The sequence below is a fragment of the Rhizobium sp. CB3060 genome (assembly GCF_025200735.1).
In the GTDB taxonomy this organism is placed as follows: Bacteria; Pseudomonadota; Alphaproteobacteria; order Rhizobiales; family Rhizobiaceae; genus Rhizobium.
In genome coordinates, this window is record NZ_CP104159.1 from 2,177,591 (window position 1) to 2,197,374 (window position 19,784).

General features: G+C 57.9%; 17 protein-coding genes and 4 pseudogenes. 12 read left to right on the plus strand and 9 right to left on the minus strand.

What is annotated here, in order from left to right:
• Positions 1-265: 265 nt before the first annotated feature.
• The 4 genes from N2601_RS29185 to N2601_RS29200 are packed head-to-tail and all read left to right on the plus strand — an operon-like array spanning position 266 to position 3,443.
• Entirely contained in the window at positions 266-817 is a 552-nt protein-coding gene (locus tag N2601_RS29185; protein ID WP_260304537.1) for a TetR/AcrR family transcriptional regulator, read from the plus strand.
• 39 nt (positions 818-856) lie between these two features.
• The gene (locus N2601_RS29190) at positions 857-1,960 is read left to right on the plus strand and encodes a mandelate racemase/muconate lactonizing enzyme family protein (protein WP_260304538.1); all 1,104 of its coding nucleotides are present in this window, start codon (positions 857-859) and stop codon (positions 1,958-1,960) included.
• Between the two features lie 20 nt (positions 1,961-1,980).
• Positions 1,981-2,712, plus strand: a complete 732-nt coding sequence (locus N2601_RS29195) for an SDR family NAD(P)-dependent oxidoreductase (protein ID WP_260304539.1) — start codon at positions 1,981-1,983, stop codon at positions 2,710-2,712.
• A complete protein-coding gene (locus N2601_RS29200) occupies positions 2,709-3,443 on the plus strand; it encodes an SDR family NAD(P)-dependent oxidoreductase (protein WP_260305271.1) in 735 nt (244 codons plus the stop codon). The genes N2601_RS29195 and N2601_RS29200 overlap by 4 nt, the downstream gene beginning before the upstream one ends.
• 80 nt (positions 3,444-3,523) lie before the next feature.
• Here N2601_RS29200 and N2601_RS29205 read toward each other — a convergent pair whose 3' ends face one another.
• Complete coding sequence (locus N2601_RS29205; protein ID WP_260304540.1) at positions 3,524-4,438, minus strand: LysR family transcriptional regulator; 915 nt, start codon at positions 4,436-4,438, stop codon at positions 3,524-3,526.
• A gap of 129 nt (positions 4,439-4,567) precedes the next feature.
• Between N2601_RS29205 and N2601_RS29210 the strand changes: the two genes are divergently transcribed.
• The 3 genes from N2601_RS29210 to N2601_RS29220 are packed head-to-tail and all read left to right on the plus strand — an operon-like array spanning position 4,568 to position 8,245.
• Positions 4,568-5,866, plus strand: coding sequence for an MFS transporter (locus N2601_RS29210; protein WP_260304541.1), 1,299 nt, complete (start codon positions 4,568-4,570; stop codon positions 5,864-5,866).
• A 22-nt stretch (positions 5,867-5,888) separates the two neighbouring features.
• Positions 5,889-6,983, plus strand: a complete 1,095-nt coding sequence (locus tag N2601_RS29215; protein ID WP_260304542.1) for a tartrate dehydrogenase — start codon at positions 5,889-5,891, stop codon at positions 6,981-6,983.
• Positions 6,980-8,245, plus strand: a complete 1,266-nt coding sequence (locus N2601_RS29220; protein ID WP_260304543.1) for a glycerate kinase type-2 family protein — start codon at positions 6,980-6,982, stop codon at positions 8,243-8,245. Before N2601_RS29215 ends, N2601_RS29220 begins: the two co-directional genes overlap by 4 nt.
• A gap of 433 nt (positions 8,246-8,678) precedes the next feature.
• Here N2601_RS29220 and N2601_RS29225 read toward each other — a convergent pair whose 3' ends face one another.
• The 3 genes from N2601_RS29225 to N2601_RS29235 form a co-directional block, all read right to left on the minus strand.
• Entirely contained in the window at positions 8,679-8,990 is a 312-nt protein-coding gene (locus N2601_RS29225; protein ID WP_260304545.1) for a type II toxin-antitoxin system RelE/ParE family toxin, read from the minus strand.
• Positions 8,987-9,238: an antitoxin gene (locus N2601_RS29230; protein WP_260304546.1), complete on the minus strand. Its 252-nt coding sequence runs from the start codon at positions 9,236-9,238 to the stop codon at positions 8,987-8,989. Before N2601_RS29230 ends, N2601_RS29225 begins: the two co-directional genes overlap by 4 nt.
• A gap of 245 nt (positions 9,239-9,483) precedes the next feature.
• Positions 9,484-11,250, minus strand: coding sequence for a rhomboid family intramembrane serine protease (locus N2601_RS29235; protein WP_260304548.1), 1,767 nt, complete (start codon positions 11,248-11,250; stop codon positions 9,484-9,486).
• A gap of 415 nt (positions 11,251-11,665) precedes the next feature.
• Here N2601_RS29235 and N2601_RS29245 point away from each other — a divergent pair.
• A pseudogene (locus N2601_RS29245) lies at positions 11,666-11,795 on the plus strand (recombinase family protein); the annotation flags it as partial.
• A gap of 2 nt (positions 11,796-11,797) precedes the next feature.
• Here the strand turns inward: N2601_RS29245 and N2601_RS29250 are convergent.
• Positions 11,798-12,169 (minus strand): annotated as a pseudogene (locus tag N2601_RS29250) (acetolactate synthase large subunit); the annotation flags it as partial.
• Between the two features lie 91 nt (positions 12,170-12,260).
• Here N2601_RS29250 and N2601_RS29255 point away from each other — a divergent pair.
• The 4 genes and pseudogenes from N2601_RS29255 to N2601_RS29270 form a co-directional block, all read left to right on the plus strand.
• Positions 12,261-12,380 (plus strand): annotated as a pseudogene (locus N2601_RS29255) (IS630 family transposase); the annotation flags it as partial.
• A gap of 136 nt (positions 12,381-12,516) precedes the next feature.
• Positions 12,517-12,821: pseudogene (locus N2601_RS29260) on the plus strand (transposase); the annotation flags it as partial.
• Between the two features lie 191 nt (positions 12,822-13,012).
• Positions 13,013-13,495, plus strand: coding sequence for a hypothetical protein (locus tag N2601_RS29265; protein WP_260304549.1), 483 nt, complete (start codon positions 13,013-13,015; stop codon positions 13,493-13,495).
• A gap of 322 nt (positions 13,496-13,817) precedes the next feature.
• Complete coding sequence (locus N2601_RS29270) at positions 13,818-15,650, plus strand: sigma-54-dependent Fis family transcriptional regulator (RefSeq protein ID WP_260304550.1); 1,833 nt, start codon at positions 13,818-13,820, stop codon at positions 15,648-15,650.
• A gap of 151 nt (positions 15,651-15,801) precedes the next feature.
• Here N2601_RS29270 and N2601_RS29275 read toward each other — a convergent pair whose 3' ends face one another.
• The 4 genes from N2601_RS29275 to N2601_RS29290 all read right to left on the minus strand — a co-directional run bounded on the left by N2601_RS29275 (position 15,802) and on the right by N2601_RS29290 (position 19,776).
• On the minus strand, positions 15,802-17,433 hold the full coding sequence (locus tag N2601_RS29275; RefSeq protein WP_260304551.1) for a molecular chaperone GroEL: 1,632 nt from the start codon (positions 17,431-17,433) through the stop codon (positions 15,802-15,804).
• 69 nt (positions 17,434-17,502) lie between these two features.
• Complete coding sequence (locus N2601_RS29280; protein WP_260304552.1) at positions 17,503-18,306, minus strand: iron-sulfur cluster assembly protein; 804 nt, start codon at positions 18,304-18,306, stop codon at positions 17,503-17,505.
• A gap of 5 nt (positions 18,307-18,311) precedes the next feature.
• Positions 18,312-19,334, minus strand: a complete 1,023-nt coding sequence (locus N2601_RS29285) for an amidohydrolase family protein (RefSeq protein WP_260304553.1) — start codon at positions 19,332-19,334, stop codon at positions 18,312-18,314.
• Positions 19,335-19,407: 73 nt separating this feature from the next.
• A complete protein-coding gene (locus N2601_RS29290; protein WP_260304554.1) occupies positions 19,408-19,776 on the minus strand; it encodes an MmoB/DmpM family protein in 369 nt (122 codons plus the stop codon).
• Positions 19,777-19,784: the final 8 nt, after the last annotated feature.

The window sequence follows — 19,784 nt, forward strand, 5'->3', positions numbered from 1 at the left end:
CTGCGTCGACTTCTCACGACGCAAATAACTCTATGTCAATATGTTCGAGAACGGTTCGTCACCCGAAGGCTGTGACAGAGTTTGAGCCGCTGTTCGCTTTACGCGATGCAATTTAGATCAACCCGTGCCCGTTGCCGGTCCAGCGTGCGGCTTTGCCTTTTCGGGCACCGATATCGCAAAGCGACACACGGTCACGTCGCTTTCCGTCCCGTCCATGGCGCTTTCCAATCCGCATGGGTAGAACGATCGCTCTACCATTTTTCTTATGACATCGAGAAAAGAAAAAATCGCCAGCGACCTCGACCGCCAATTTGCAGAGATGGGTTTTGCCGAGCAAGGCGTTGAAGCGTTGCGGGCGGGAGCCGATGTGTCTTTGCGCACGCTCTACAAGTATTTTCCGAGCCGCGAAGCGATGGTGGTTGGTGCGCTGGAGTATCGCGATAAAGCGTACTTCGACTGGCTCGCGGGCGGACCCGAGAGCGGCGTAGACCACGTCCTACACCCAATCGTTCGGCTTGGTGACTGGTTGCGCGAAGTAGCGAATACAGGCTGTCTGTTTTTGAATGCTTTAGCGGAACATCCCGACAGCGCCCCAATTCGCGACGTGGTCTTGGACCATAAGGAACGGCTTGCAGATGAATTTCGCATTCGTCTTCAAACCATCGCTCCTGACAAAGACATCGATCAGCTCGCCGAAACGCTTTTCCTGCTTCACGAAGGCATGACACAGACCGCGCGCTTGCACGGACGAGACCGAGCGACGGCAGCGGCGCTGCGAGCGGCGAAAGCGGCACTGGCGGCTGAAGGTATCGCCTGAACTCTTGTCCACGAATTCTAACCCCATTGGGAGGCAAACATGAAGATTAAAGAAATTCATATCTATAGCCATGATCTACCCGTGAAGAACGGACCCTATACCATGGCGAATGCCCAGGTCTGGGCGTTGAAGACGACGCTTGTCCGGCTCGTCGGTGTGGACGATACTGTGGGCTGGGGCGAGACCTGCCCAGTCGGCCCGACATATGCGGAATCTCATGCCGCCGGTGCCGTCGCGGCACTCACGGAAATGGCTCCGGGACTCGTCGGCTCGGATGTCTGGCCGCTTGCACTTCAGCGCAAGATGGACAGCCTGCTGAATGGCCATAACTACGCCAAGGCAGCCATCGACATGGCGGCCCACGACCTGATCGGCAAGAAGCTGGGTTTGAGTGTGGCCCAGCTGCTCGGTGGCGCTGCCACCGACAAGGTTCCGTCGTATTATGCGACCGGAGTAGGCACGCCGGATGACATTGCCCGCATCGCCCGCGAGAAGATGGAGGAGGGCTATCCCCGTATTCAGGTCAAGGTGGGTGGCCGGCCGGTGGAAGTCGATATCGAAGTAGTCCGTAAGGTTTGGGAAGTCATCGGAAAATCGGGTATGCGCCTTGCAGTCGATGCCAATCGCGGCTGGACCACACGTGATGCGTTGCGCATCAGCCGTGAATGCCCGGACATTCCCTTCATCATGGAGCAGCCGTGCAACACGATTGAAGACCTGCAGAAAATCCGGCCGCAGGTGCACCATGGCATCTACATGGATGAAAACAGCGTGAATCTCGCAACCGTCATCACGGCTGTCGGCACCGGACTCGTCGACGGCTTCGGCATGAAGGTGACGCGCATCGGCGGACTGCACAATTTCGCGACCTTCCGAGATATCTGCGCCGCCCGCAACCTTCCGCATACCTGCGATGACGCCTGGGGTGGGGATATCATGAATGCTGCCTGCGCGCAGGCAGGCGCAACGATCAACCCCAGGAATTGCGAAGGAGTGTGGATCGCTTCCCCATACATAGAGGGCCACTACGATACCAAAAATGGCGTTCGGATTGAGGGTGGCCATATCGCTCTGCCGAAGGGTCCTGGTCTTGGCGTGACGCCGGAAGAAGGCGTCTTCGGCAACCCAGTCGCCAGCTTTTAAACTAAGACCTGGAGGGTAACATGAGATTTTCAGGCAAATTGGCTCTTGTCACCGGCGCTGCCGGCGGTATTGGCGCCGCTATCGTCAAGCAGCTTCGCGCCGAGGGCGCCCGGGTGGCCGTAGCTGATCGCGATGTGTCCGCAGTCGAGGCGGATGCCTACCTGCCGGGCAACCTGCTGGAGGCATCCTATGCCGACGGCTTGCCACAGGCCGCCTTCGATGCGCTCGGCGGCCTCGATATCGTCGTCAACAATGCCGGTGTCATCACCCGTGGCAAGGTGACCGAAACCACGGATGCCGATTGGGACCTCTCCGTTGGTGTCAATATGCAGGCGCCATTCCGGATAAGTCGTGCGGCAATCCCACTTTTGGCCGCTCGCGGCGGCGGGGCGATCATCAACACCGCTTCGTGCTGGGGTCTTCGCCCCGGCCCGAACCACGCCGTCTATTGCATGACAAAGGCGGCCATCGCCTCGCTCACCCAATGCATGGGCATGGACCACGCCCACCAGAACATCCGTATCAATGCAGTTTGCCCGAATGAGGTCAACACGCCGATGCTGCGCACCGGCTTCATTAAGCGCGGCTTCGATCCGGATACGGCGGTTGCCGAACTTGGGAAGACCGTGCCGCTTGGCCGCATCGCCGAACCGGAGGATATTGCCGATGTCGTGCTCTTCCTCGCTTCGGACGCCGCCCGTTACCTCTGCGGCACGGTGGTCGAGGTGAACGGCGGAAAGGCGGTGGGCTGATGCGTTTCGAAGGAAAGGTTGCGCTGGTCACCGGTGGCCGTTCAGGCATCGGTCAGGCGATTGCCCGGAGATTGCAGGATGAGGGTGCGCGGGTCTTTACCGCGCAACGTGGCGAAGACCAGGAATTCGAAAGCTTTCCGGTCGATTTCGCCGATCCAGCCAGCGCGGGCAAGGCGGTTGAAAGCGTGGTCAAAAACGCTGGGCGGCTGGATGTGCTCGTCAACAATGCGGGCATGATGCAAGAGGCCCTCGCGGAGGACATGACGCTGGCTGATTGGGAGCGGAACATCGCCGTCAATCTCACCACGCCCTTCATGCTGATCAAGGCCGCCCTGCCGCATCTTAGAACTTCGAAGGGCGCCATCGTCAATATCGGCTCGATCGAGGGTCTGGGGTCGAACCCGAAGCACGCGGCCTATTGCGCCTCCAAGGCGGGGCTCCACGGCCTGACGCGCGCAATCGCGATTGATCACGGGGCCGAGGGCATTCGCTGCAATGCGGTTGCGCCGGGCTGGATCGATACGGAACTCAACGTCGGTTTCATCGAGAGCATGCCTGATCCGCAGGCTTTCCGCCGCGAAATCGGGCGAATCCATCCCGTCGGACGGACAGGAAAGCCGGAAGAAGTGGCCGCCCTCGTGTCTTGGCTTGCCTCGCCGGAAGCGGACTTCGTCACAGGTCAGGTCTGGACCATCGATGGTGGCCGCATGGCAAAGCTCAGTCTACCCTGAGCGCATGCCGGATGGCACGCGCGGCAGAGATGTTCAGCAACCAAACTCTAGGGTGCTTTCTTTTTCGCGGATCGCGCAACTCACGCGAACTCGATGTAACGAGCCATGTTCTGGTGCAAGAGTTCTACCATGATATCGCGTGCCGGGTCCCTCACCGCCTTCATCCAGGCGACTGCCAACGGAAGCTTATGCATCGGAAAATCGGCATTCCTGGCCAGAGGGACATAGCTGACACCAGTGACGGCCAGCTTGGATGTCCAACGTGGCACGATGGCGGAGCCTATACCCGCGGCGACGAGATTGATGATTGTCTGCTTTTCGTCGGCAATCTGTGCGATGCGTGGACGCATTCCAAGCTCGGTGAACAGCCCCATCGTCAGGTCATGACTGTGTGGTCTCGAGCGCCGCTCAGGAACAATCAGCGGCTCACCCGCCAGATCCTCGATAGAAATCTCGCTTCTCTCTGCAAGAGGGCTATCGGCAGGTAACGCCACCACCGCCGTTTCGAAGAGCAGTGGCTGTACGGCCAAGCTGCGGCTAAGCCCCTCCCTTGGCCTGATCAATACGAGGTCCAGCCGGCCGGCCAGCAGCTTCGGAATGAGCCGGATCGACTTATCTTCCACAAGCTGCGTAACGGTGTTCGGTGACCGCTCTCGAAAATCCTGGAGAAGCAGCGGGACGAGACCTGCCGCGGCGCTGTCGATCGCACCGATGCGCAGGACGGACGCCGGCTGATGACGCGCGCTCCGGAATTTCTCGGCCACCTTTTCGAGGCGGGCAAGGATGGGCCTCACCTCCTGCAACAGCAAGATGCCATCCTCGGTCAATCCGACGCTGCGGGTCGTTCTGCTGAACAGCGGTACGCCGAGCGATTCTTCAAGCAACCGGATGTGCCGGCTGAGCGACGCAGGCAACATGCCAGCCTTCTGTGCGGCACGACCGAAATGCAGCTCCTCCGCCGCTGCCACGAAACACCTCAACTGCTCCAGTTCCATCGTCCCCTCATTATTTCATTTATTTATATAATTATATGAGCATTGGCTCTTGGGAAAGAAGGAAATAGCGTCGGCCCAATGCGCGAGAGGACGCGCATCTGCATCACTCGAACAAGGGAGGAGCTTGCTATGTCGAGCGAGCTGGAAGGGCGCGTATTGCGCAAGATTACCTGGCGCATCGTGCCATTCATCATGGTCCTTTATCTCATAGCCTTCATCGATCGCGTGAACATCGGCTTTGCGTCGCTGACGATGAACCAGGATCTCGGATTTTCTTCGACCGTATTCGGCGTTGGTGCCGGCATCTTCTTCCTTGGCTATTTCCTGTTCGAGATTCCTTCGAACCTGATCCTGAACAAGGTCGGGGCACGGATCTGGATCGCCCGAGTGATGATCACCTGGGGCATCGTATCCGGTGCCATGGCGCTCGTTCAGGGCACGACGAGCTTCTATGCTCTCCGTTTTCTTCTCGGCGTTGCTGAAGCAGGCTTCTTCCCCGGTATCATTCTTTATCTTAGCTACTGGTTTCCGGCCCGTCGCCGTGCGGCGGTGACGGCGATGTTCATGGCCGCCGCGCCGCTATCCACCGCAATCGGCTCGCCGATTTCTGGTGCGCTGCTTGAGATGCATGGCATCTTAGGCCTCGCCGGCTGGCAGTGGATGTTCATCATCGAAGCCATTCCGGCCCTCGTCTTCGGCGTCATTGTCCTCTTCTACCTCACCGACCGACCGGAAAAGGCAAAATGGCTTTCGGAAGACGAGCGCGCCTGGTTGGTCAAATCGATGGAGCAGGAACAGGCCGGCAAGCCGAAGGCCAGCCACAGCATCTGGGCAGGCTTGGCAGACCTGCGCGTGCTGGCACTGTCGCTGGTTTACTTCGGCACGTCCGCAGGGCTCTACACGCTGGGCATCTGGGGGCCGCAGATCATCAAGAGTTTCGGACTTTCCTCCTTCCAGGTTGGCCTGATGAACGCCATTCCGGCCATCTTCGCCGTCATCGGCATGATCCTTTGGGCTCGCAATTCCGACCGGACCGGCGAGCGCACCTGGCATGTGGTCGGGGCCTGCCTTCTCGCAGCTGCCGGGCTTGCCTTTGCAACCGGTGCTGCGAGCGTATTTACCGTCCTTGTCGCCCTGACGTTTGTCAATATCGGCATCAGCGCCTCCAAGCCGCCTCTTTGGAGCATGCCGACCCTCTTCCTGTCCGGACCGGCCGCAGCCGCGGGTATTGCAACGATCAACTCGATCGGCAACCTTGGTGGCTTTGTTGGTCCGTCGATGATCGGCTGGATCAAGGACACGACCGGAAGCTTCGCCGGCGGCCTCTTTTTTGTCGCCGCGCTGCTCGTGGTCTCGGCAGTCGTCACCCTGCTTCTCGCGCGCGGCGCAGCCCGCGAGGCCGGACGCAAGGCATCCGTTCAACACTGAAATATAGAACTGGAGAAATACCATGCGTGAATACAAGATTGCAGCCATTCCCGCCGATGGTATCGGCCCGGAAGTAATCGCAGCAGGATTGCAGGTTCTGGAAGCACTGGAAAAGCGCAGCGGCGACTTCAAGATCCACGCCGAGACCTTCGATTGGGGCTCGGACTATTACAAGAAGCACGGCGTCATGATGCCGGCTGACGGACTTGATACGCTGAAGAAGTTCGATGCGATCTACTTCGGCGCCGTTGGTGCACCGGATGTGCCGGACCACATCACGCTCTGGGGCTTGCGGCTGCCGATCTGCCAGGGCTTCGATCAATATGCCAACGTTCGCCCGACCAAGATTCTGCCTGGCATCACCCCGCCGCTGCGCAATTGCGGGCCGGGCGATCTGGACTGGGTCATCGTGCGCGAAAACTCCGAAGGCGAATATTCCGGCCATGGCGGGCGTGCTCACAGAGGCCTGCCTGAGGAAGTGGGAACCGAAGTTGCAATATTCACCCGTGTCGGCGTCACCCGCATCATGCGATACGCGTTCAAGCTCGCCCAGTCCCGCTCCCGCAAGCTGCTGACCGTCGTAACCAAATCGAACGCACAGCGCCACGGTATGGTCATGTGGGACGAGATCGCCGCGGAAGTGTCAAAGGAATTTCCGGACGTCACCTGGGACAAGATGCTGGTCGATGCCATGACGGTGCGCATGACGCTCAAGCCGCAGAGCCTCGATACGATCGTCGCGACCAACCTTCATGCCGACATCCTTTCGGACCTTGCAGGCGCGCTTGCAGGTTCGCTCGGCGTCGCCCCCACCGGCAATATCGATCCGGAACGCCGTTTCCCGTCGATGTTTGAACCTATCCACGGATCGGCCTTCGATATCACCGGCAAGGGCATCGCCAATCCGATCGCAACCTTCTGGACTGCGGCCCAGATGCTGGAACATCTCGGCGAGCGGGAGGCCGCCACAAGGCTGCTTGGCGCGGTCGAACGGGTAACCGAAGCCGGCATCCTCACCCCCGACGTCGGCGGAACCGCCACGACGCAGCAGGTTACGGATGCCGTCTGCGCGGCCATTGCCGGCTCTAACATCCTGAAGATGGCTGCTGCAGAATGAGCTGGGACGATACGTCCGCCCGAAGCGCGCTGCGCCGAATGTTCGACGCAGCGGTCGCGAGCGCCGATCCGGTAAAGGTTGTTGCGCGGCATCTTCCCGAGCGCCCGAGCGGCCGCTGCATCGTCGTCGGCGCCGGTAAGGCATCCGCTGCAATGGCCGCGGCATTGGACATCGCTTGGTCGGACGTCGATTTGTCCGGCATTGTTGTCACCCGCTACGGCCATGCAGTGCCGGCCGGCCGCATCGACATCATCCAGGCATCCCATCCGGTTCCGGATGAAATGAGCGTCGAAGCCGCCATGCGCATCCTGGGATGCGTGCGAGACCTTGGGCCGGACGACCTGGTCGTCGCCCTCATCTCGGGGGGAGGATCGTCACTGATGGTCTCGCCGGCAGGCGACATGACACTGGCGGACAAGAAAATCGTCAACCAGGCACTGCTTGCCAGCGGCGCGACCATTTCGGAGATGAATACCGTCCGCAAGCAGCTTTCCGGCATCAAGGGCGGACGCCTCGCACAGGTCGCCTATCCGGCCCGTGTTGTCACATTGCTCATCTCCGATGTGCCGGGGGATGATCCATCGGAAATCGCCTCCGGTCCAACGGTCGCCAACGAAACGACGGTGGAGGATGCGAGGGAGATCGTTTCGCGCTATCGCCTGGCACTCCCCGCCGCTGCACAGGACCTGCTGGACCGGGGAGGTTACGCGTATCCAGGCCCAATGAACTCGGAAGTCCGGCTGATTGCGTCCCCATCCGTGGCGCTGGAAGCTGCGGCGAATGAGGCCCGCACTGCCGGACTTCGACCACTCGTGTTAGGGGACGCCGTGCAGGGAGAGGCCAAGGAGGCCGGCACCGTCTTCGCGGGCATTGCACTTTCGGCGCGCAAGAAGGGACTGCCGATCGCAGGACCCGCCGTGCTTCTTTCTGGAGGAGAAACGTCCGTATCGCTTGCCGCCGATTCATCGGGCCGCGGAGGCCGTAACACGGAATTCCTGCTCAGCCTCGCCATCGGCCTGAATGGGGCTGAGAACGTCTGGGCGATTGCCGGCGATACTGACGGGATAGATGGCGTCGAGGACGCAGCAGGAGCAATCATATCACCCGACACCATAGTCCGCATGCGCCAGGCCGGCATCAATCCTCGCTCGGCTCTTGCGCGACATGACAGCTATACGGCGTTCAATGCGATCGGTGACCTCGTTATCACGGGCCCAACACTTACGAATGTCAACGACATTCGGGCAATTCTAATCGGATGAAACCGTTATGTCATTCGAAGCGCTCGCCGAGCCAAGATCGTCGCGACGGTCGAGGCGACCCAGCTCTGAAAATCCCACCGACTGCAGGCAACCGCTAAGGATACCCAATCCATATGAAAGGCACATGGCGTCTAGACGACATGTGCCGAGGACCTCTGCGCATCGATGTTGGAAGTGTTTGATGGCCTGATAGACGAGTAGCGCTTCTGAAGCGACAAATCGGGCCATTTGCCAATATCTTGGTTTATACTTTGGTCAGTAAGTCGCATGCAACATGGCGGCTGCCACATACAAAACCTAAGCATTACTCGGGTGATGCATCTTAGATCGTCTCGGGCGCCTTGAAGGGATCAGAACTGGCGATCCCGCTTAACTACCCGACAATAATGATCTATTGACTTTGCGCTCACGCAATCTCGCCTTCATCCAAATATCATTCGTTCAGACGACGAGCCAAACGCTGCATAAGATCCATTCGTTCATGAAAAATCGCCACGATCAAGGCGGGCGCATCCTCGCGAAGCAGACAAAAGACGTAGTGATGTTCGCACCGCGCCATTCGTAACGCCGGATGAAGCGCGCTCATATCCTTGAAAGGACCTTTGCCCTCGGCCAGGTTTGCGATACCTCGCTCCAAATCTGAGACGTAACGGCGTACCTGAGCGGCACCCCATTGCGCACGTGTATGGCGGATTACCGAACGTAGATCCGATTCCGCCTCTGCGGTAAGAATGTAGGCCCTCAAGCACGACCCTCGGCAATCTCCTCGTCGAGGATCTCACCTACGGTCTTGGTCGACAATTTTCCGGCGAGCCCGTCATTGATGCGCGTGTTCATCAACGTCTTCAACTCCTCCCAGGCTCGTTCTCCATCTGTGTCACCGGGAAAGAGGCGCTCAAGCACGTACTGCTTGATTGTCTTGCCCTGCAAAGCGGCGAGCGCCTTTAGGCTTTGATGTTGCTGGTCAGTTATGTCGATTGTCAATCGGCTCATCTAAAACGCTCCCGAACAGAGAAAACCCACATTAACACATATGTGGGTATATGGCCGCCGCGATGCTCCTTATCTTCCTAATGTCGCTTGATATGCCGCTGTGGAGTTTTGCGAGTTTTGAGCGAAGCGGGCTTTTCCTCTGTCCGAATGGGTCTGCTGTCTCAATCGCGAAAAAGATGCCGATCCGCCTATGCGCCTTGATGCGATATAAAGTGGCGATTGCATCATTAAATCCGCACATGCTCTCAATGTCGGCTAAGTTGCAGCAGTTCACCTTGCGCACCCTCATACTCCATGAATGTTTTCGGACATGAGAGCAGGGCCGCGTTGAACTTTGGAATAGCCTCGGCACTCTCCCCACGCAGCAGGTGCCATTCGCCAACGTAGAATGTAGCTTCACAAAGACTGTCGTTGTTTGTGGCCTTTGCGGTGACTTCTTCCGGCGTGAATTCTCCAAGGAAAAGCTTATAGACCGGATAGGGCCACTTGCTTTGATCCAGCTTGCCGGCCGCCATGCGGAGATCCGATGCTGCTTGGCTGTCATTACCCCGTGTTTGCGCAAGGAAGCGCCAGAGATGGTAATATGGCGTAGCGTCCGGGTTCAGTTTAATCCTTGCTACGAAATCGTCTGCTGCCCGTTGATACTGCCCCTGAAAATATTGCACGAAAGGGTCCCCAAGGTATCCAGCACGCAGCTGACTGACAGGCCAGATCGACCCAAGAGCAATCGTTGCAAATGCAACACTGCTGATGAGTGCCACGACACCGAAGCGTGGATGAGGTCGGTTGTTTGGCCAAGCCTTGAGCAGGCCGAGCGAAACAATGCCCCCGGCGAGTGCTCCGCCAAGATGGGCCGCATAATCGATATGCATGCCATCAGCAGTCTGGCCGACAAGGGGAAGAATGGAGGGTACGAGGATCTGTACAGCGCCCATCCGCAAAATTTCTGGTAGCGGACCCGCCGGAAAATGGAAGCTTGCGACGATCACGGCAGCAAACAAGCCGATGATGCCGCCGGATGCTCCGACACCGACCATGTTTGCAGGGTTCATCAGGAGCGATGCCGTAGACCCTCCGACTGCACTCAGGCAAAAGAGTGCGGCAAACCAGCGCCAGCCGATCAATCGCTCGAGCAAGATTCCGGCGCGCCACAAGGCAAAGCAATTGAATGCGAGATGGAGGATGTTGCCGTGCAGCAAGGAAGCCGTCACCAACCGCCACCACTCACCATATTGTAGAATCCGTTGACGAAACGTCCCGCCGAGGACCAACAGTGTTTGGGTGCTTGGCGCATATTGTTTTTCCGGCACAACGCCGAACTTTAGCTCAGCAACGTAGATGCCGACCAGAACGGCGATAAGGGCGTAGGTGAAGAACGGGCGTCCTTTCAGGTCAAAGACCGGCGCCGCATGGTCTTCCGGCGGGGAAGTTACACCTCCATCCGTCAGCGCCTGCTGTTCACGATTTTTGGCAAGAAATTCAAGGCATTGAGCGTATACCCAATCCGGATCAGCTCGAAGCAGCTTCAAGGAGACGACAGCCGGGGTAGCTCGCCCTTGTAAAGCTCTGGGCAGCCAGCGCATAAGCCCGCGCCTCGTCAAGGTTCGTGCCGCAATCGGATCCAGATCGACATAGAGTTGATCGGCACGTTTGCGTTGATATCTGCGGATGTCACGAACGGATCGCCACGGGATCGTTTCGTCGGCATGGGTTTCGATGTAGATCCCGTCCGGCGATGCGATGAGACCTGGTTTGCCCCGAGCAGCTTTGACGAGCAGGACGAGCCCTAGAAGGCTGATAAGCGCTGCAAGTGGCCAACAGAAAATAGCACTGAGGTGCGGATGCCCAGGCCTATCGGGTAGAAGGGGACCACCGGCAACAGCGACGGCGATCACCTGCGCCAAAAAAACAAGCCATAGGAGCCTACCCTTATCGTAGGCAAACTCCATTTTTCGCCGCACTTGTGGGTCCGCAGAGAAGCTCTCAAGCGAGATTGTGTCTTGGTTATGCATGTTCGGTGATATACCTCCTCAAAAGCGTTCTATCGCTCCTGCATCGCCTGCAAGGTGACCTCGACGATGGGCAAAACAGATATTCGACTATACGGCGCTTGCCGGTCTTGATCTCGGCGGTCGCTGCCCTGCCGGGTGAGAGCGGCACGATATCGCCTTCGAGGCTCATGGTGCTGGCGTCAAGCCGGGCGGTCACGGGAAAGACAAGGTTCTGCACGCGCTGCACATTCGTGATCGGCAGTGTTCATCTGCATTTTGCTGAAATATCCAAAAGTAAATCCATTTTCGATTGCCGCAGTTTAAAACCTAAGCGAGAACTCCGCTTCGATCACAACGCACGCAATATCAATATCTGTACGCGCATTTTGCTCAATGACAATATAGGATTTGCTACTTATGAGAGATATAAGAAGACGCAATAGCCCGTGCTCGCGGTCGAAAACGCGGAGCGCCCTTCAAAATGACACCCGCGAAATTGCGGGCTCGCTCAGGCGGCAATGGGCAAGCCCGAAACGAAGGTGGCCGATCTTTGCGCCGAGCTCGGCAGTTCGACGGTCGCTGGCTGATATCCGACATGCACGACGTTCAGACCGCCCTTACCCATGATGAAGGGCGGTTTCTCGATCGTGTCATGGCCGATGGTGATGATGAGATCAGCCTGTTCGATCGCCTCATGGACATAATCCCGCTCCGACAAGGCGGCGGTGCCCGTGTAAAGCTCCGTTCCGCCTGGAACCGTTCCCTTGCCCATCTGCATCGTGAAGAACGGGATGCCGGTGCAGATGACGAACTGTGCGATGTCCGACGTCGAGCGGCGGCGCGAGGCCGCGGCCCCAAGCATGAATAGCGGGTGTTTCGCCGCTGTGATGGGCGCGGATGCGCGATTGAGGGCCGCGTCACTCGCGATCGGCAGCTTTAGAGCGCGTCTTGAACGCGGAATCGGAATTGAGATTCCATTAGTAATTGATTTCTAATTCGATTGCCTGAGTGGTGATTTGGTCGGAGGCGATATGACCCGTGCTTTCAGCGATGATCTTCGCAGCCGTGTTCTGGCAGCGTCACGTGATGACATGTCGGCGCGATCGGCGGCGGCGCAGGGCGGCATTGCCATAAGATGGATTTCTTCCGCAGTCCGGGTCGCCACGATCGGTCTTTACGGCAGATATTGGTTTGAACAACAACTCAATATTTGCCTTTCGATGAAGGGCCCACGGCAGCATCGGCGCAAAATACAAGTCAAAGCCATTTCATAACCTTGGACCTTTTGTAGCTTCTCCGTCCTTCAGGCACACCATCGATGACGCGACCCGTTTCCGGTCAGCCGCAACCGTTGGAGCCTATCTCGGTCTGACCCCAAGACGAAAGCAATCAGGCGAGACTGACCTAAACGGCAAGACATCGAAATGGGGTGACAGACTTTTACGAACCTACCTGTTCGAAGCCGCGGCAGTACTACTGCATCGGACAAAGAAATGGTGTCGCTGAAAGCGTGGGGATTACGACTGGCCTAGCGCAGCGGAATGAAAAAGGCCCATGTCGCCGTTGCCCGAAAACTCGCCATCATACTTCATTCGTACAAGACGCGATTTATTTGGAGACCTTGGATGGGAGCTGTGCGACAGCAACCCTACGCGTTGCCACAGCGGGCTACCACCGCACCTGCCCAAAGCTCCTGTAATCTTCCCTATTGCATCTGCGGAAAAGTGCTACACACTGCCATAGGACTAGCGAAAGCGCATTGAGACAGGATCTGGGAGGGTTCATGGTCGAAATCTTTTCGAAGCAGGACGGTCCGCGTCGGGAGGACGCACGCATCAAGCACCTGATACAGCAAAATCAACATGTGATCACAAAACTCGCGGACCAGATCAGCGGTGGCCATTATTCGGAATCGAAGAAGCCTAAACTGGCGCCGCAGGCTGAGGGATTGATTATCCATATCGGTGGTTCTGCGAAACCGGCTCCTGAACCTGAACCCAAAATCAGGATCACGCCTAACGGTCGTGTGATCGCCGTCGACGTCAGCTCCGGACTGCAACTGCACTATATCGGAGAGCTGCGCGAGCGCCGCGGTCTGAAGATGTTTGCGCTAGCGACTACCGACAACGGTTTCATTGCCCCGCTGGACGAGACAATGATCGAAGCACTTGCTGATATCGATGGTGTCGCGCTTGGTCCCGCTTATGACAGCGCGGATCTGGCAGCCGATATCGGTCTTCGGCTCAATATTCCTTCCGAGGCGTAACGACGAACGGCATATGCTGCTTGCAAGGGCCGAGGTGGTGTCGAATCGCTAGAGCGAGGAATGTGGTAGCCACATGAAACAAGATTCATACACGCGGAGAAATTCCGCCATGGCTCAATCGTCCAGCGGGGATCGACTCATTGCTGCCGACTTGACGCTATACGCAGACTATGACGAGCGGGTAACCATGCGGGCGTGGGAAGCGTTGCTCGAAGGCCGCTCCGAACCTGCCTCCTCCTCATTACCTGTGAGATCGACGATTCACGAGTCCTGGCACCGTTGCGCAAACGGCGGCATTGATGCGCAACAAAACGAAGCGCCTTTGGAGACAGACAAAGATGCTGTCGAGGCGCTCGCACGAAGCAATTTCGAACTTCTGGCGGCCGCCGCCCGACCGTTTTCGGCAATGGGAAGACTGCTGGACGGAACCGGCGCTATGCTGATGCTTGCCGACAGCAAGGGCGTACTGATCCAGGCGATCGGCGACAAAAAGACTATCTATGACGGAATGGACATTCATCTCGGGGTGGGCGGCAAATGGACCGAAGACGTCGTTGGAACCAATGGCATCGGCACCGCTCTGTGGACCGGCGAGCCCGTGTTCGTTCATGCCGCAGAACATTTCTGCGCCGGGATCAAGGCCTGGACCTGTGCAGGCGCGCCGATCCGCGATCCTTTCGATGGAAAAGTCATGGGTGTCGTCGACCTTTCGGGACACCCCGATATCTTCCGGCCACACAATATCGCTCTCGTCGCAGCAGCGGCTCGAGAAATCGAGCGCGCACTCGCGGACTCCCAGAATGAAGAGCGGATGCGGCTTCTCGAAGCGTTCATCGCCTCTGTCGGCAGCTACCATTCAACTGATGCGGTGATGATCATCGATCGCCATGGACGCGCAATTTACAGCAACAACATACCGATTGCGGATAGCAAGCAGTTTGGCGACACTATTCGTCAGGAAGCCCTAAGCTGTCGGTTGCCGGAGTTGACAAACTCCGGTTTCCTGGATCGCGTCGCAGGTTCGATCCCACAGGACATGCAGTCGTGTAATGTTTGCCCCTTGGAGCTGGACGGAGCAGTGCGCGGTGCGGCGCTGGTCTTTGCCAAGGCCAAGGGCGGCAGAGCGGCCGAGATCGGTAGGGAAAGCAGAACTCAACGGCTCAAGGACGAATCCGCGCTTATCGTTGGTGAAAGCGAGGCGTTGCTGGCAGCCATCGATATCGCCTGTCGGGTCAGCGAAGCCGAAGGAGTAACATCGCTCCTGATCGAAGGCGAAACCGGCGTTGGTAAAGAGCTTTTTGCCCGGCTCATTCACGCAGGAAACCGCAAATCGTCGAACAACCCGTTTATCGCGCTCAACTGCGGTGCCGTTACCAAGGAATTGTTCGGCAGCGAGTTGTTCGGTCATGTTAGTGGCGCTTTCACCGGCGCTTCTCGGGATGGCAAGCCAGGCGTCTTCGAGCTCGCCAATGGCGGCATTCTCAGCCTCGATGAAATCGGCGAGATGCCGCTGGATATCCAGCCGTTCCTGTTGCGCGTGCTTGAGGAAAGGGTCGTGTACCGTCTTGGAGACAGCCGTTCGCGGCCGGTCGATGTACGGGTCGTCGCCTCAACCAACCGGGACCTTAAGGAAGAAGTAGCAGCCGGTCGGTTTCGCAGAGATCTCTTTTACCGGATCAGCACGGTGTCGATTCATGTTCCTCCCCTCAGGGAACGGGGCAGTGACAGCCTGTTGCTCATCGAGCATTTCAATCGAAAGCTCGCCCACCGTAAGGGAACTGCGCCGCTGCGCTTTTCAAACGATGCACTTGATTCGTTGCTCGCCTATCGCTGGCCGGGCAATGTCCGTGAGCTGCGAAATCTTGTCGAGCGCCTGCATCTGCTTTCAAGCAACGGTTTCGTCGACCTCAAAGACCTGCCCTCAGATATGGTCGAGCGGACACGAGATCATATCGACGTCCTGTCGGCAACGGATGCGCTGCCACGAGCGGAAGTGCCCGTCTTAAGCTTCGAGGAAGCAGAGCGGCAAGCAATTCGGAACGCACTGGCGGCGGAACACGGCAATCTCAGCAAGGTGGCTCGGCGGCTCGGCGTGTCGCGCCCGACGCTTTACCGCAAGCTGGAGCAATTCGGGATCAAGCGCGGCTTCATGTGACACGGCAGCCCAAATTTATCCAGTGCGGAGCTATAAACCCCCTGGTATTCGCAATGTGGGTGCGAACGTCTTTTCCTTCAACTGATTGAACACTATCACGCCGGTTGCCGGACATTTTTGTTGTTCCCGGCAACCGGTCGCCCCCTCCGCTCTACGCGCGGCCAAGCTTCTCCGCGCCACCGCCGAGAGCCGGGCCGGCGGTCGGATCTTCATTCTCGGCGAGATCGCCGATGAGCGTCTCCGTCGTCAGGATCAGCTTCGCGACAGAGGCTGCGTTTCTAAGTGCGGTGTAGGTCACGCGGACCGGGTCGACGATGCCTGCGTCAATCATGTTCTCATATTTGCCGATCGACGCATTGAAGCCGTGACCGCTGTTGATCCGGGTAACTTCGGCAATAATGGTATCGGGATCGCCACCGGCGTTTGTCGCTATCCGCCATAGCGGCCGTGTCAACACCGACTGCACGAGCCGAATACCCTCTGCGACATCATGATCCACGGTCGCAAGCGTGGCATTCAGCACGGACGAAATTTGGGCAAGAGCCGATCCGCCACCGGCCACAACGCCCTCTTCAGCCGCGGCACGCACGGCATGCAGAGAGTCCTCGATCAACTGGATCGTTCTCTTCTGTTCTACCGGGGTAACTCCGCCAGCATAAAGTACCGCCGTGCCACCCGAAAGTTTGGCCAGACGCTCCCGCAGCTTGTCCTGTTCGATGTTGGGCGGAGCGACCTCGAACTGCCGCTGTACTTGCGCCCGGCGGGCGGCAATCGCAGAAGGATCACCGCCTCCGCGAACGATCGTCGTATAGGTCGAGCTTGTTATGACGCGTTCAGCCGAGCCGAGATCTTCTGTAGTCACGTCCTCGATCCGCCCGCCGAGATCGCGCGCTATCACCCGCCCGCCGGTGAGGATGGCGACATCCTCCAGCATCGCCTTGCGCCAGTGGCCATATTCCGGCGGATGGACCACGAGATATTTCCCTGGTCCCTGCTTGCCGAGCAATGTCACGACGACGTCCGGCGAGACTTCTTCCGCAACGATGAGCAGTGGCCGACCCGTCTTGTCGGCAATAAGGCGCGCTGCATCTAGAGCAGATGGTTCGCGAATCTTAAGGTCGGTGAGGAGGATTAGCGGACGTTCGAGCACCGCCTCCATCTTTGCCTGGTTGGTAACCATATGGTGCGAAAGATAGCCACGTTCAAAGGACATGCCTTCGACGACATCCAGTGTGGTTTCTGTCGTAACGCTGAAATCGGTGGTGATAATGCCATCCGTGCCGACGCGCTCATAGGCTTCGGCAACCAGTGCGCCGAGTTTCGGGTCAGTGGCGGCGATGTTGGCGACCGCGGTAAGCGTGCCGTTACCCTTTGCAGGCTTGGCGCCGGCCTTCAGGGCCTCGACCACCGTCTCAACCGCAAGATCGATCCCCTTGCAAAGATCGACCGATCTTGCGCCGCGCTCATTGGCGTGAATGCCACCCTGAACGAGCGCATTGGCAAGCACGATGGCCGTCGTGGTGCCATCACCCGCAATCTCGTTGGTCTGCATCGAGACTTCACGCACGATCTGTGCGCCCATGTTCTCGAAACGATCGTGTAGCTCGATTTCGGACGCGATACTGACGCCATCGCGAGTGACCATCGGCGTACCCAGTGGCCGGTCTATCATTGCGTTCATACCTCTTGGCCCTAAAGTGGGCTCCACAGCGGCCGCCAACCTAGCGACGCCCCGGGCAAGCGCACGGCGCGCTTCGGAATTGTGCAACATCAATTTCGGCATGACTCCTCCTTCCGCCTGATGGGCGGTTTGTTGATTTGGGGCCTCTTTCGGGAAGGCCGTTGCTTTCAATTACGGGGTATCGGCGCGCACTGCGGGAGCGGGAACCCGGTTCAAGATGAAGTCGACCAGCGTCGGTTCACCATCGACTATCTCCACTTCCTTGTAGCGAGTATGCTTGAGCCCGCGGCAAAGTGCACCGTTGAACTCCATGTTGATCCGGACACTTCGAAGGTCGGCCAGATGAACGGGCAATGTCTCCGTCGTAACCCGACCGCCGTCATAGCTCAGAATTACCGGGTCGCGCGGATGCAGGGCCGGCCACCGCAAGAAAAGAGCCTGCCGATAACGCAGCCTCCGCTTCAGCACGTCTTCGCTGCCGAAGCCGAGGGTATCGAAAACGGACAGCGTCATGCCGGCGATTTCACTATCCGCCATCCCGCTGCTGCGAAGATCGAGGATTATCGCTTCCTGACGGCGCTTGAAGGCCTTGAGCCGGAACTTCTCACGCAGATCCTCGAGGTCCGTCTTCTCCGCGAGCGATCCGAAAATCTCCGCAAAGCTCTTACCCTCCAGAATGCCCTTGTTCACCTCTTCTGCAAACATATGGTCATGTAGGGTCAACCCATATTCCGGAGACCACGATAGTGCGTCCAGCGCGGTCCTGACATCGTCTAGCATCAGGAAGGCAAAATTTGGCGAACACCAGTATGTGGGCAGCCGGAACCCGACCTCCACACGACCATCGGCCGCAATCTCCGCGCGCTCGATGAAGCCCATATCCGTCACGGGTTCATCCAATTCGGGATCGTTGACCCCTTCGAGGCGCCGCCAGAGTTCCCTCTGGCGACTTTCCAACAAATTGGCCGCGCTCATGGCCTCTACTCCGCCGCAACGCTGAACGGCGAACTGGCGAGTGCGACCTTCTTGGCTTCGATGTCGATGTCATAAATGCGCGCCGCATTAAGACCCAGGATCTTCTCCTTGATCTCTGGTGTAAGGTCGACACCCCTTTCTTTCCTGATGTCATCCGGCAGTTCGAATGCCCAGAATTTTTCGACCAACCAACGCGGCGTCCAGATCGCGTAATCGGATCCGAATAGGATTTTTTCCGGACCGGCCCAGAAAAGCAGCTCGGAAATCACTTCAGCGAAGTAGCGCGGTCGTGAATGAATGAAGGGAAGCGCGACCGCGAGACCGCCATAGACATTGGTTTCCTGCACCGCGATCCAACAGAAATCGTCCAGCCGGGGCAGTCCGCAATGTTCGACGATCCAATTGAGATTCTGGAAGTCGGTCGCAGCATAGTCGACATCATGGACGTCGAAAGCATCCTTGTTGAGCGGGATGATGGTCGGTCCCTTGTGAACATGGATATTCTTGATCCCAAGCTTTTCGCAAAGTTCGAAACAGCGATAGGCCTCGGGATCATTGAGCTTCCAGCCTTTTGAAGCGCCATTCCACTCGGCCGTGTACATTTTCACGCCCTTGATGTCGTAGGTTTCCTTCATCCAGTGGATATACTCCAGCGCCTTCTCTCCATCGCGTGGGTCGAAAGAGCCGTTGACGATGAAGCGTTCGGGATAGCGCTTGGCCATCTCGGCGTTGCGCTCGATGGTATTGAAACCGTTCTTGTAGAAATCTTTGAGATACGTCGATTGAACGATGGCGACATCATCCGGACCGTTGATGAACAGATCCCTATAGAGATCGTCGGCGCTGTATTTCTCGAACTTGCTTTTTTCCCATAGTTGCTCTTTGGGACTGAGCGCCGTGTGATAGCCGTAGAAGCATTCGACGAACTGCTTGCCATGGATGTTGCGCTGGTTCTCAGGGCTGCCGTCCCAGAAATGGGTATGCCCATCGACGACGAATATTTCCTTGCCTTCCGGTGTCTTGAACATTGTTGTTCCCTCCGCTGCAAATGATTGAACATTCCGGCGCGCCACTCCGTCGGCGCGCCGACGCTGGGCTTCGTCAGATGTACTCGAAGACCTCGTCCATATCGCCGAACAGGATGACCTCATTGTCATCGATGCGGACCATCCGCCCGTAGTGGGTAGACGTATTGACCTCGAAGATTTCCGCAGTCATTTCGCGGCCGAGATATTCGCTGATCTCGTCCATTCTGAAAATTAGCTTGCCGTTGCCGTCGATGCGGATCATCGCCGGCGCGTAAGTAACGGTAACGCCGGGTTTCTTGCTCATGAATTCTGCAATGGCGCGGGCTTCGACCGAGTCATTCATGGTGACGCCACACTGGTGGGAAATCGTCTGTTCGAAGGTGATGTCCTTCATCGATTTGAAGATGTTCGATTGAGACGCGTCGCGGGCTACTGATGACATGTTGAAAT

What these genes read in the sequence shown, in the direction of transcription:
- N2601_RS29185 (WP_260304537.1), top strand. Translation starts at nt 266, where the DNA reads ATGACATCGAGAAAAGAAAAAATCGCCAGCGACCTCGACCGCCAATTT.
- N2601_RS29190 (WP_260304538.1), top strand. Translation starts at nt 857, where the DNA reads ATGAAGATTAAAGAAATTCATATCTATAGCCATGATCTACCCGTGAAG.
- N2601_RS29195 (WP_260304539.1), top strand. Translation starts at nt 1,981, where the DNA reads ATGAGATTTTCAGGCAAATTGGCTCTTGTCACCGGCGCTGCCGGCGGT.
- N2601_RS29205 (WP_260304540.1), bottom strand. Translation starts at nt 4,438, where the DNA reads ATGGAACTGGAGCAGTTGAGGTGTTTCGTGGCAGCGGCGGAGGAGCTG.
- N2601_RS29210 (WP_260304541.1), top strand. Translation starts at nt 4,568, where the DNA reads ATGTCGAGCGAGCTGGAAGGGCGCGTATTGCGCAAGATTACCTGGCGC.
- N2601_RS29215 (WP_260304542.1), top strand. Translation starts at nt 5,889, where the DNA reads ATGCGTGAATACAAGATTGCAGCCATTCCCGCCGATGGTATCGGCCCG.
- N2601_RS29220 (WP_260304543.1), top strand. Translation starts at nt 6,980, where the DNA reads ATGAGCTGGGACGATACGTCCGCCCGAAGCGCGCTGCGCCGAATGTTC.
- N2601_RS29230 (WP_260304546.1), bottom strand. Translation starts at nt 9,238, where the DNA reads ATGAGCCGATTGACAATCGACATAACTGACCAGCAACATCAAAGCCTA.
- N2601_RS29235 (WP_260304548.1), bottom strand. Translation starts at nt 11,250, where the DNA reads ATGCATAACCAAGACACAATCTCGCTTGAGAGCTTCTCTGCGGACCCA.
- N2601_RS29265 (WP_260304549.1), top strand. Translation starts at nt 13,013, where the DNA reads ATGGTCGAAATCTTTTCGAAGCAGGACGGTCCGCGTCGGGAGGACGCA.
- N2601_RS29275 (WP_260304551.1), bottom strand. Translation starts at nt 17,433, where the DNA reads ATGCCGAAATTGATGTTGCACAATTCCGAAGCGCGCCGTGCGCTTGCC.
- N2601_RS29280 (WP_260304552.1), bottom strand. Translation starts at nt 18,306, where the DNA reads ATGAGCGCGGCCAATTTGTTGGAAAGTCGCCAGAGGGAACTCTGGCGG.
- N2601_RS29285 (WP_260304553.1), bottom strand. Translation starts at nt 19,334, where the DNA reads ATGTTCAAGACACCGGAAGGCAAGGAAATATTCGTCGTCGATGGGCAT.
- N2601_RS29290 (WP_260304554.1), bottom strand. Translation starts at nt 19,776, where the DNA reads ATGTCATCAGTAGCCCGCGACGCGTCTCAATCGAACATCTTCAAATCG.